General features: G+C 67.7%; 9 protein-coding genes. 4 read left to right on the top strand and 5 right to left on the bottom strand.

The window, feature by feature from the left end:
* Position 1: 1 nt before the first annotated feature.
* Positions 2–3289: a non-ribosomal peptide synthetase gene (locus tag OCQ_RS05595; protein WP_014383995.1), complete on the bottom strand. Its 3288-nt coding sequence runs from the start codon at positions 3287–3289 to the stop codon at positions 2–4.
* Between the two features lie 154 nt (positions 3290–3443).
* On the opposite strand from OCQ_RS05595, the gene OCQ_RS05590 reads away from it, so the two are divergent.
* Positions 3444–4715: a glycosyltransferase gene (locus OCQ_RS05590; protein WP_038535265.1), complete on the top strand. Its 1272-nt coding sequence runs from the start codon at positions 3444–3446 to the stop codon at positions 4713–4715.
* 7 nt (positions 4716–4722) lie between these two features.
* Here the strand turns inward: OCQ_RS05590 and OCQ_RS05585 are convergent, their stop codons facing one another.
* Together OCQ_RS05585 and OCQ_RS05580 are read right to left on the bottom strand one after the other, a co-directional pair.
* On the bottom strand, positions 4723–5520 hold the full coding sequence (locus tag OCQ_RS05585) for a dienelactone hydrolase family protein (protein WP_008254365.1): 798 nt from the start codon (positions 5518–5520) through the stop codon (positions 4723–4725).
* A gap of 12 nt (positions 5521–5532) precedes the next feature.
* Complete coding sequence (locus OCQ_RS05580) at positions 5533–6234, bottom strand: DUF4245 domain-containing protein (RefSeq protein WP_041784822.1); 702 nt, start codon at positions 6232–6234, stop codon at positions 5533–5535.
* 55 nt (positions 6235–6289) lie between these two features.
* On the opposite strand from OCQ_RS05580, the gene glpX reads away from it, so the two are divergent.
* The 3 genes from glpX to OCQ_RS05565 are packed head-to-tail and all read left to right on the top strand — an operon-like array spanning position 6290 to position 9848.
* Positions 6290–7369, top strand: a complete 1080-nt coding sequence (glpX, locus tag OCQ_RS05575; RefSeq protein ID WP_026071430.1) for a class II fructose-bisphosphatase — start codon at positions 6290–6292, stop codon at positions 7367–7369.
* Positions 7370–7403: 34 nt separating this feature from the next.
* Positions 7404–8810: a class II fumarate hydratase gene (locus tag OCQ_RS05570; protein ID WP_008254358.1), complete on the top strand. Its 1407-nt coding sequence runs from the start codon at positions 7404–7406 to the stop codon at positions 8808–8810.
* A 51-nt stretch (positions 8811–8861) separates the two neighbouring features.
* Positions 8862–9848, top strand: coding sequence for a hypothetical protein (locus OCQ_RS05565; protein ID WP_014379382.1), 987 nt, complete (start codon positions 8862–8864; stop codon positions 9846–9848).
* 13 nt (positions 9849–9861) lie between these two features.
* Here OCQ_RS05565 and OCQ_RS05560 read toward each other — a convergent pair whose 3' ends face one another.
* Both OCQ_RS05560 and OCQ_RS05555 read right to left on the bottom strand, forming a co-directional pair.
* Positions 9862–11316, bottom strand: a complete 1455-nt coding sequence (locus OCQ_RS05560) for an adenylate/guanylate cyclase domain-containing protein (RefSeq protein WP_008254355.1) — start codon at positions 11314–11316, stop codon at positions 9862–9864.
* A gap of 49 nt (positions 11317–11365) precedes the next feature.
* The gene (locus OCQ_RS05555; protein WP_008254353.1) at positions 11366–12241 is read right to left on the bottom strand and encodes a polysaccharide deacetylase family protein; all 876 of its coding nucleotides are present in this window, start codon (positions 12239–12241) and stop codon (positions 11366–11368) included.
* Between the last annotated feature and the right edge of the window lie 56 nt (positions 12242–12297).

Genomic DNA, 12297 nt, shown 5'->3' with positions numbered 1-12297 from the left:
ATCAGGCCGACGGTGCCGGCTCGCCGCCGCCACCGTGCCGCACATGCGCGCAGATGCCGGTCAGTGCCTCGAACAACAGCCGGTTCAGCCGCTGGATCTGTTCCTCGTCCAGCGCCGAGGGTGCCCACGTCCATGTCGTGTGCAGGCGCTGGCCGGTACCGGTATCCAGGAGGGCGGCGTTGAATTCCACGGTGTGGCCGAGCGGCGTGGGTATCGCCGACGCCGCGGGGATGGTCGCCATGGCGTCCTCGTCGACCCGCCAGAGATGTTCGGACAGAACGGCCGCATCGGCGTCAAACCGCCCGAGGTAGTTGAATTCGATGGTCGGCTCCGAACCAGCCAGTCCCACTTCGGGATTCAAATAGCGCAGGAGACCGTAGGTCAGGCCGTCAGGCATGGCGCGAAGCCGTTCCAAAGTGGCCGCGATCAACGGTCCCAGCGCGGCCCCGCCGGCGGCTACGTGCGCCCACGGCAATTCACCCACCGTCAGCGCCACCGGGTACTTACTGGTGAACCATCCCACGGTGCGCGACAGGTCGACGTCGCGCCGCAGTTCTTCGGCGCGGCCGTGACCTTTGACGCTGATACCGATCGGTGCGCCGGCGGCGCCGAGGAATTCGTTCCAGGCCAACCCGAACGCGATCAACAGAACGTCTTGCACCCCAGCGTGAAACGCGGCCGACACCTCGCCCAGCAACTGGTGAGTGGTCTCGATATCCAGCGTCGCCAACAGGTGACCAGCGCGGGCGTAGGTGTCGACCGCCGGTCGCACCGCGGGCAACGCGGCGGGCGTCGCCAGCAATTGGCGCCATGCGTCGGCCAGCTCCACGACCGCCGGGCTGCGCGCGTGCTCACTCAGTATCGCCGCCCACCGCGCGAACGACGTTCCACCAGTGGGCAATTCGACCGGCTGCCCGTGGTGATGTTGCGCCCATGCAATGTTCAAGTCTTCGAACAGGATTCGCCACGACGGCACATCCACGGACAGGTGGTGAATCATCAACGCCAACTGGCCCGTGTTCGGCACCCACAACGCGGTGAACATCGCCCCGGTCGCCGGATTCAACCGTGACCGCGCGGCCACGAGCGCCTCGTCGGACAGCGCATCCACCGACTGCAGGCAGGCGCGGGCGTCCACGGCCCCTACCTCGGGCACCCACAGCGACCAATCCCCGTTCCCGGTGTCCGCGGCGCGCAGCCGCAGCATGGCGTGGCGGTCCAGCAGGGCTTGCAACACGACGACGACGTCGGCCTCGGTCACTCCGGGGGGAGCTTGCAGCACCACCGTCTGGTTGTACTCATCGACCGGACCGTCAAAATCGTGTAGCCAGCGCATGATCGGGGTGGCCACCACCGCACCGACGCCCTCGTCGACCTCCGCCGCCTCGCCATCGAGCAAGACGGCCACCTGCGCAAGCCGGGCCACCGTCTGCTCGACGAAGACATCGCGCTGTCGACACGCCACACCGGCCGCGCGCGCCCGGGCCACCACCTGCATCGACAACACGCTGTCCCCGCCCAGGTCGAAGAACGAGTCGTCCACGCCGACCCGATCGACACCGAGGACCTGGGCATAGATGTCGGCCAGGACCTGCTCGACCGCGTCTCCCGGCGCGCGGTAACGGTCGGCGTCCCGGTACTCCGGTGCCGGCAGGGCGCGTGTGTCGAGTTTGCCGTTGACCGTCAGCGGCAGAGCCTGCAGCCCCACGACCGCGGCCGGCACCATATATTCCGGCAATCGATCCGCCAGTTGCGCGCGCACCTTGACCGGATCGGCGGTCCCGGTGACGTAGCCGACCAGGCGTTTGTCGCCGGGACGGTCCTCACGGGCGATCACGGCAGCCTGCTCGACGCCGTCCAGCGCGCCGAGTGCCGCCTTGACCTCGCCCAACTCGATGCGATATCCGCGGATTTTCACCTGCTCATCCGCGCGGCCCACATACTGCAGCTCACCGTCAGCGTCCCAGCGCACCAGATCGCCCGTGCGATACATACGTTGACCGGGCGCCTGGGCATCGCCGAACGGGCACGCCACGAACCGCGACGCCGTCAACCCGGACCGGCCCCAGTATCCGCAGGCCACTCCCGCACCGGCCACATACAGCTCACCGACGGCGCCCGCCGACACCCGACGCAGGAACTTATCGAGCACGAAGAAGGCGAGATGCGCCAACGGCACGCCGATCGGGCTGACGCTGTTCTCGACGTCGCGGACGGCGATCTCCCGGAATGAGGCGTGCACCGTCGTCTCGGTGATGCCGTACATGTTGATCATCCGTGGCGACCCCGGATGATTACGGAACCACGACGCAAGGCGTTGCGGTTCAAGCGCTTCGCCGCCGAAGACCACCGTCTGGAGGTTCAGCTGCCCCATCCCGGAGTGCAGCGCGTCGGCGGTCTGCAGCGCGTGGAACGCCGACGGGGTCTGGCTCAAGACGCTGACCTGTTCGCGCACCAGCAGGGCGTGGAATTCTTCCGACGAACGCACGACACCGTCGGGCACGATCAGCAGCCGAGCGCCATACAGAAGCGGAGCCCAGATTTCCCAGACGGAGTAGTCGAAGGCCAGGGAATGGCATTGCGTCCACACCTGTCCCCGCGCCAGTTCGGCGTCGAGTGACTCGAGGAGCCGGGTCACATTGCGGTGCGTGACGGCCACGCCCTTGGGCATGCCGGTGGTGCCCGAGGTGTAGACGATGTAGGCGAGGTTGTCGGCGGCGGGGGCCGGCAACGCGGCAGCAACTCCGGCGTCGATCGCGGAGTCGTTGATGTCGATGACGGGCACGTCCAAGGTGTCCACCCGCAGACGCAGGTCCGCGGTGGTGATCACGGCGATCGGGGCAGCGTCACCGAGGACCATCCCGAGGCGCGCGTCGGGGTGCGCCGGATCCATCGGCACGTAGGCCGCCCCGGTCTTGATCACGGCCAGGACCGCCACGATCGCCTCGGCGCAGCGCGGCAGCAGCATCGCCACACGCTCGCCGGGGGCGGCGCCGCGGTCAACGAGCAGGTGCGCCAATCGATTAGATGCCGCGTTCAGCTCGCCGTAGGTCATCGAGCGGCTCCCGCACGTGACCGCTACCGCCTCCGCGTCGCGGGCCACCTGCGCCGCGAACAATTGCGGAATCGAGACCGGCGTGCGGGCCGGCTGTGCGAGCACCGCTCGGTTGCCCCATTCGTCGAGCTGGCTGTGTTCATCGGCATCGAGTAGGTCGATCGACAACAACCTCTTGGCCGGTTCGGCCGCCGCGGCCGCCGGTAACGCGCCGCCATCAGATTCCATTTTCACCGTTCACACGCCGAGAGAGCTGCCATAGAGTGCAGCGATATTAGGCACACTGATTTCCTCAGCCCCCTGGACGACATCGTGAAATGGTCCGAATTGTACTCAGAGATAACGTGACCCGTCCCGGTTTCACTCGATTGAAAGTTTGAGATCCGTCATGAGATTTGCGCTGGCAAGCTATGGAACTCGAGGCGATATCGAGCCTGCTGTTGTTGTCGGCCGCGAACTGCAGCGCAGAGGGCATGATGTGTGCATCGCAGTCCCGCCCGATTTGGTCGGCTTCGCGCAATCGGCCGGCCTGTCCGCGGTGCCCTACGGGGCGGAGACGAACGCCTGGATGGACGCGTTTCGCACCTTCACCACGACGCTGTTCAGCAGGTTCTGGAGGGTTCGGGACATATCGCGGTCTGGGCTCGAAATCAAGAAGGTCACCGACCAGTCTTGGGCGCACATGAACGAGACATTGAAGTCGTTGGCGGAGGGGGCCGACTTGGTACTCGCCGGGCAGACCTATCAGGAAATCGCCGCCAATGTGGCTGAATACCATGGTCTTCCGTTGGTTACCCTGCACCATGTTCCGATGCGTCCCAACGGCCAGGTTGTGGCGATCTTGCCGGCACCGGCCTCTCGCTTCGCGGTGCGGGTGTTCGACTGGCTGACGTGGCGCCTGAGCAAAAAGCTCGAGGACGCGCAGCGCGGCGAACTCGGCCTGCCGAAGACAACGTCTTCCTCACCGCGACGAATTGCCGCATTGAGAGCCTTGGAAATTCAGGCCTACGACGAGGTTGCCTTCCCGGGATTGGCGGCCGAATGGGCGAAATGGCGGCGCCAACGGCCCTTCGTGGGCGCGCTGACGATGGAGTTGGCGACGGGCGCCGACGACGAGGCCGCATCGTGGATTGCCGCGGGAACACCGCCGATTTTCTTCGGCTTCGGCAGCATGCCGGTGGAATCTCCGTCCGACACGATCGAGATGATCAGCGGAGCGTGCGCGCAGTTGGGCGAGCGGGCGTTGATTTGCGCCGGCTGGAGCGACTTCGACGACGTCCCGCATTCCGATCACGTCAAGGTGGTCGGCGCGCTGAATTACGCGTCCATCTTTCCCCTGTGCCGGGCCGCCGTGCACCACGGCGGATCGGGCACCACCGCCGCAAGTCTGCGTGCCGGAATTCCCACCCTGGTCCTGTCCGTGGACGGCAATCAGATCATCTGGGGAGCCCAGGTGAAACGCCGCCTCAAGGTGGGCACCCACCGCCGCCTATCCGCCACCACCCGGGAATCGCTCGTCGCAGACCTGCGCCGAATCTTGGCGCCGGAGTATGCAATCCGAGCTCGCGACCTTGCCGCCCGGATGACGACACCCGCCGAAAGCGTCGCCAAGGCAGCAGATCTCGCCGAGAATTTCGCCAGTTCGAGGCGGTCGGCCTAGCGGACCGCTAGGTGAGCCGCTCGGTGAGGAATTGAACCACGCGTTTACGGGCCTCGTAGGCGGGGTGTCCGTCGATTTCGCGGACCTCATCGGTCAGCACCGAATGCGCTGCCTTGCCGAAGCCGTGCTGGTTGGTCGGGCCCGAATCGATGTCGATCACCTCGAACGCGTCCCCGAGGCGCTCCTTGAGCGTCGCGAACCGCTCGCCCGGCGACAGTTTGTCCTCGCTGAATCGTAATCCCATGGCGCACAAGCCGTCGGTGGCGCAGCGGTCGGCCACGGTGGTCAGCTCGGACTCGCTCAGGCCGGGGTCGCGGCGCCGAGCGGCGCCGAGCGGGAACGGCACCGACGGCTGCGACAGTACCGGGGCCAGCACGCTGTCGTCGACCGCGGCGGCCAATGCGAATCCCCCGGTGAAACATTGGCCGATCACGCCGACGCCCTTGCCGGGAGTCGAGGCGTTGAGGTCGCGCGCCAGCGCGCGCAGGAACGCCGACACCGGCCGCTGCTTGTTCAGCGCCAACGCCGCGAATTCCCTTGCCACACAGGCTCGCCCGATGGCGCCGACGAGGTAACCGGCCGTCTTGGCACGGCCCGGCTCGCCGAACAGCGACGGGATGGCGACGGTGAAACCGTTGTCCACCAGGTGATTACCCAAGCCCAGCACGCCGGGATGTATTCCGGGCAGCTCAGGGATCAGCACCACACCGGGGCCGGCGCCCTTGCGGTAGACGTCGTGAGTGTAGCCGCCACCGCTGAACGGCGCCGCCGACCACCCGGACAGATCGGCCTCCGGTGCACCCATGCGAGTCCCCTTCTATCGGCTCGTCGGCAGCGGCGGCTGCGATTGCGTCGCCGAGGCCAGCGTACGAAACTGATCGCTGCTTCCGGCGCCGGTTATCGCGATCTGCGTCGCGCCGCCCGGGCCGCTTAGCCGGGTCGTCCACACGGCTTCGGCGTCCGCGCCGCTTTCGCCGGACCCCTGATAGACGACCCAGTTGGTCCCGCTGACGTCGACCGCCCCGGTGGGATACGCCGACGGATGGATCGAGTTGATCAGCTTGTCCTCGTCGGCGTTGCTCTGGGTCAGACTCAGATACATGCCGCTCGGGCTGATGTATCCGACCACCGAGATGGGCGCGTTCGCGCGTTGACCCGTCGCGGGGTCGGATCGCCCGTTGGGGATGCCGCCGCGGTGCCCGGAGTTGGCCTGCCAGCCGCTGGGCAACTGCGGTTGGCGGATGGGAAAGCCGAGCGTCGCCGCGTCCGCCCGCAGGGCCGCCGCGGCGTCATAGGACGGGATGGGGCCCTTGCGGCTGTCGAGCTGAAACGAACACATGCCCAGCAGGCCGGCCAGCACCACGCAGCCGATGACCAGCGGAATCAGGGACCAGAACATGTCCCGGCCGTCCTGCAGCAGCCGGGGCTTCGCCGGCCTGGGCGCGGGCCCGGCGGCCGGGGCCGGCTCGTCGGCCACAGAGCCGTCCGAGCTGGCATTCAGCGGCGGCTTCTCGGTCATCCCCCGAGTATCCCAGTTCCAGCGGACCGATCCGCTTCTGGGACAATCAGCAACCATGACAGTTGAGGGCGACCGCTCGTCCACCGCCAATGGCCGAGCTCCAGCGCAAGCGCGGCCGCGCGGTGAGGCTCCAGACCGCAACCTGGCCTTGGAACTGGTCCGGGTCACCGAGGCCGGCGCCATGGCGGCCGGACGCTGGGTAGGCCGCGGCGACAAAGAGGGCGGTGACGGCGCGGCCGTCGACGCGATGCGCGAGCTGGTCAACTCGGTGTCGATGCGCGGCGTGGTCGTGATCGGCGAGGGTGAGAAGGACCACGCGCCGATGCTCTACAACGGCGAAGAGGTCGGCAACGGGGACGGCGCGGAGTGCGACTTCGCCGTCGATCCGATCGACGGCACCACACTGATGAGTAAGGGCATGCCCAACGCCATCTCCGTGCTGGCGGTGGCCGACCGCGGCGCGATGTTCGACCCGTCGGCGGTCTTCTACATGAACAAGATCGCCGTCGGCCCCGAGGCGGCGCACGTGCTCGACATCACCGCGCCGATCGCCGAGAACATCAAGGCCGTCGCGAAGGTGAAGGCGTTGTCGGTGCGCGACATGACCGTATGCATTCTCGACCGGCCGCGGCACGCCCAGCTGATCGAGGACGTCCGGGCCACCGGGGCCCGCATCCGGCTGATCACCGACGGCGACGTCGCGGGCGCGATCTCGGCCTGCCGGCCGCACTCGGGCACCGACATGCTGGCCGGGATCGGCGGTACGCCGGAAGGCATCATCGCGGCCGCCGCGATCCGGTGCATGGGTGGCGCCATCCAGGCGCAGCTGGCCCCCACCGACGACGAGGAACGCCAAAAGGCCATCGACGCCGGCTATGACCTCGATCAGATCTTGACCACCGAGGACCTCGTGTCCGGCGAGAACGTCTTCTTCTGCGCCACCGGGGTCACCAACGGCGACCTGCTCAAGGGCGTGCAGTACTACCCCGGCGGCTGCACCACCCAGTCGATCGTCATGCGGTCGAAATCGGGCACCGTCCGCATGATCGAGGCCTACCACCGGCTTTCGAAGCTCAACGAATACTCCGCCATCGACTTCACCGGCGACAGTTCTGCCGCCTATCCCCTGCCCTGACCGCCAGATCGAAGAACGAGGAAGCCAGCACTCTATGGCCACGGATGACACCGAGTACCGCATCGAGCACGACACCATGGGCGAGGTCCGCGTCCCCGCAAAAGCGTTGTGGCGCGCGCAAACCCAGCGCGCGGTCGAGAACTTTCCGATCTCGGGCCGCGGGCTGGAGCGCACCCAGATCCGCGCCCTGGGCCTGCTGAAGGGCGCGTGCGCGCAGGTCAACAAGGACCTCGGGCTGCTGGCCCCGGAGAAGGCCGACGCGATCATCGCCGCGGCCGCCGAAATCGCCGACGGCCGCCACGACGACCAGTTTCCGATCGACGTCTTCCAGACCGGTTCGGGCACCAGCTCCAACATGAACACCAACGAGGTGATCGCCAGCATCGCCGCGGCCAACGGCGTCACGGTGCACCCGAACGACGACGTCAACATGTCGCAGTCGTCGAATGACACCTTCCCCACCGCGACCCACATCGCGGCCACCGAAGCCGCCGTGCGCCACCTCATCCCGGCGCTCGAGGTGCTGCATGACGCGCTGGCGAGCAAGGCCCGCGAATGGCACACTGTGGTCAAGTCGGGCCGCACCCACCTGATGGACGCCGTGCCCGTGACGCTCGGCCAGGAATTCAGCGGGTACGCCCGCCAGATCGAGGCCGGCATCGAGCGGGTGCGCGCCACGCTGCCGCGGCTCGGTGAGTTGGCGATCGGCGGCACCGCGGTGGGCACCGGCCTCAACGCTCCCGACGGCTTCGGCGCCAAGGTCGTCGAAACGTTGGTTGCCTCCACCGGCCTGAGCGAATTGCGCACGGCGGCAAACTCCTTCGAGGCCCAGGCCGCGCGCGACGGCCTCGTCGAGGCGTCCGGTGCGCTGCGCACCATCGCCGTGTCGCTGACCAAGATCGCCAACGACGTCCGCTGGATGGGCTCGGGCCCGCTGACCGGCCTGGCCGAGATTCAGCTGCCCGACCTGCAACCGGGTAGCTCGATCATGCCCGGCAAGGTGAATCCCGTTCTCCCCGAAGCAGTTACGCAGGTGGCCGCGCAGGTGATCGGCAACGACGCCGCGGTCGCGTGGGGCGGCGGCAACGGTGCGTTCGAGCTCAACGTGTACATCCCGATGATGGCCCGCAACATCCTCGAGTCGTTCAAGCTGCTGACCAACGTCTCGAAGCTGTTCGCGGAGCGCTGCATCACCGGCCTGGCGGCCAACGTCGAGCACCTGCGCGAGCTCGCCGAGTCGTCGCCGTCCATCGTGACGCCGCTGAACTCGGCGATCGGATACGAGGAGGCCGCCGCGGTCGCCAAGCAGGCCCTCAAGGAGCGCAAGACGATTCGCCAGACCGTGATCGACCGCGGCCTGATCGGCGACAAGCTGTCGATCGAGGAGCTCGACCGCCGGCTCGACGTGCTGGCCATGGCGAAGGTCAAGCCGGAAGACTAGGCCCGACCGTCACGCGGCGACGGTGTCGATGAGTGTAAGGGTGGTTTTTCCATGACGGCTCCTCCCGGCGGCGGCCCCTACGGCCCTGGGCCTTACGGAAGCAATCCCTATGGGCAGGAACCGAATTGGGGTGGCCAGCCGCCGGCCGGCGGCGCTTACCCGCAGGGTCCTTACCCGCAGGGGGGTCCGTACGGCTACCCGCCGGGCGGTCAGTACCCGTATCCGCCGCCGGGTGGTCCCGCCGTCAATCCGTACCAGGCACCGCAGTATCCCCCGCCGGGACAACCATTTCCGCCCGGCGGGCCCTACCCGCCCGGCCCTCCCCCAGGCGGCTCGAAGCTGCCCTGGCTGATCGTCGCCGGCCTGGTCGCGCTGGCCGTGATCGCGCTGGTGGCCACCCTCGTGGTGATGAAGGGCGGCCACGGCAACAAGCGATCGAGCGCCGCGCCGCCGTCGACGAGCACGTCGGTCTCGCAACCGAAGAATTCGGCACAGAACGCCACGGATTGCACCCCGAACGTGTCCGGCGGTGAGATGCCCCGGGGCGACTCGATCACCGCCGGAAAGCTGTCGTTCCCGGCCAGTGCGGCGCCGTCCGGGTGGACGGTGTTCTCCGATGACCAGGGCCCCAACCTGATCGGCGGACTCGGCGTCGCCCAGGACGTGCCCGGGGCCAATCAGTGGATGATGACGGCCGAGGTCGGCGTCACCAATTTCGTTGCCAGCATGGACCTCACGGCGCAAGCCACCAAACTGATGCAGTGCGTGGTCAACGGGCCCGGCTATGCCAACGCGACACCCACGCTGGGACCGGTCAAGACGTCGTCGATCACCGTGGACGGGACCAAGGCGGTGCGGGCCGACGCCGACGTCACGATCGCCGATCCCACCCGCAACGTCAAGGGCGACTCGGTCAGCATCATCGCGGTCGACACCAAGCCGGTCACCGTGTTCATCGGCAGCACACCCATCGGTGACACCGCGTCGGCGGACCTCGTCGGCAAGATCATCGCCGCGCTGAAGGTCGCGAAATCCTGACGCGGCCCTGGTCCTAGGTGGTCGGCGCCGAGACGTGGGTCGTCTCGGATCGCCCACGCAATACGGTGGAATAGCATTCGGCCCAGTGCCCGCGTTCGGCCTCACCGGCCGCATCGATGGCGGCCGCCGAACACAGGATTCGCCGATCGGACGTCTTGGCGAGGTCGGCCAGCCGCGCGGCCTCGTTGACGGCGTCGCCGATCACGGTGTATTCGTACCGGTTCTCGGCGCCGACGTTGCCGGCGAACACGCGCCCCGCGGAGACGCCGACGCCGAAATCGACTGGCAGCCGGCGCAGTTGAGTGGCCAGCGCCCGGGCCGTCGCCAGCGCTGCGGACGCCGGCTCGCTGGTCGGCAATGGCACCCCGAAGACGGCCAGCGCGGCGTCTCCGGCGAATTTGTTGATCAATCCGTGGTGTTCGTCGACGGCGTTGACGACGATCCGGAAGAAGTCGTTGAGCACCTCGGCGACTTCTTGCGGCGGGCGGCTTTCCGCGAGCTGCGTGGAACCCACCAGGTCGATGAAGAGCACCGCCGCTTCGACCACGTCGCCGGACAGGGAGGCTCCCTCTTCGACGGCGCGCTGCGCGACGTCGGCGCCGACGTGGCGGCCGAACAGGTCACGCAGCCGGTCGCGCTCGGCGAGCCCGGCCACCATACGGTTGAAACCCGTTTGCAGCCGCCCGATCTGGGAACGTTCGTAGGCGCCGACGTAGGTTTCCATGCGGCCATGTTCAACCTCCGCCATGGCGTCGACGACCTCCCCGATCGGGTCCGAGATGGACCGCGAGGTCAGGATCATCGTCGGCAGTCCCAACACCAGCGCCGCCAACGACACCACCAGGATCGGCACGTCCAACGATGCCGACTTCTCGATCAGCCACCCGTAGGAGCGCAGAACGACCAGGGACGCGATGACCGCGATGGGAAACGCGCTGCAGAGGAACCACAGCAGAACCAGTCGCGCGTACACGCTCGGCACGGCCAGCCGTGGCTCGGCGCCCAGTGTGGCGGCACGCATGATGGGGCGCAGGGTGCGTTGCGCGAGCAGCATCCCCGTGCCGGCGGCGGCCGACCCGCCGAGCAGCACGCCGAGCACGATGGGTAGCAGAAGCCGGGCCCCGCCACCAAGATTCAGCAGGATGAAGGTCCCGCCGCTCAGCGCCCAGGCCGTCACCAGGATCGCCGACTGGCGCCCGGCGAGCTTCATCACGGCCTCGCGTTGCTGTGGTGTCGGTTCGTCGCCCGGCACGAACCAGCGCAGTGTGGGCGCCAGGCTCAAGGCGCCGGCCACCGAGACGCCGATGATGCCCAGCACGACGAGCAGCGCCACCGGCCCCGTGCTGTGCCGCGCGAAGTCGGCGTTGGCCCCGACGGACGTGTGGCCGCGCAACGGGATCAAGATGGCGGCCGCTTCGACGACCGCCAGCACATACGACAGACTCAAGTCGAGGCCGTAGTGAAACATCCACCGTCGAGCGGACTTTCGTCCTTTCGTCGCGGGCCCGCTCGTCGCGCTAGGCACCGTTGTTCGGCCCGCCGGAATTCTGCCCGGGGATGTCGGTGATCGGGAAGTTGGGCATCGGCTTGGGTGAGGGCGTGTTGGGCAGCGTGGGGATGTCACTGGCGGGAATGTCGCGCAGACCGTTGACGGGTGGCCCGTTCTCCCGGCCACCATAACTGCTGCCGGGCGCGCGTGGTCCCAGCAGTTCGCTGACCGTCACCATCCGGTAGCCGTTAGCCTTGAGCACCGGGATGAACTGATAGACCAGATCGACGGTGCTCGAGTAGGTGTTATGGAACAGCACCACCGAGCCCGGTTTGATGTAGGTCATCAGCATCGATCGCGTCGCCGCCGTGTTCGAGTCGTTGGCCCAATCGAAAGGGATGACGTCCCACAGGATTTCGGCCAGCCCGAATTGCCCGGCGGTCTGGCGCACCACCGGGTCGGACAAGCCGCCCGCGGGCCGGTACAACGTCGGCGTGTGGCCGGTCGCGGCGGTGATCGCGTCATTCGCCTTGGAGAACTGCGCGGCGATGTCCTCCCGCGGGATGGTGGTCATGTTGGGGTGTTCCCAGGTGTGGCTGCCGATTTCCATCCCCGCGTCGGCGATGCGTTTGGCCCCCGCCGGGTTGGCGGCCACCTTGTTGCCGATCAGAAAGAAGGTGGCCTTCGCGTCGTTGCCCTTGAGGATCTGCAGCAGCCGCTCGTCGAAGGGACCGGGGCCGTCATCGAAGGTCAACGCGACGCATTTGACGACCGAGCAGGACAGGTCGTCGGCGCGCGTCACGTGACCGGTCAGCCCGCCGATCACCAGCACCGCGACGGCGGCGACGACACCGGCCAGCGTGCGCCCGTAGCGCCAGGCCAAGGTGTCGGGTCGTTTCGCCACGGTAAAAGCGTACTCACCGCGAGACTGCAACCAGCGACACATATCGCGAGTGGAGC

This window comes from Mycobacterium paraintracellulare, from assembly GCF_000276825.1.
Classification (GTDB): domain Bacteria; phylum Actinomycetota; class Actinomycetes; order Mycobacteriales; family Mycobacteriaceae; genus Mycobacterium; species Mycobacterium intracellulare.
The sequence above is the reverse complement of the archived record's forward strand: the minus strand, read 5'-3'. Positions and strand labels throughout refer to the sequence as shown.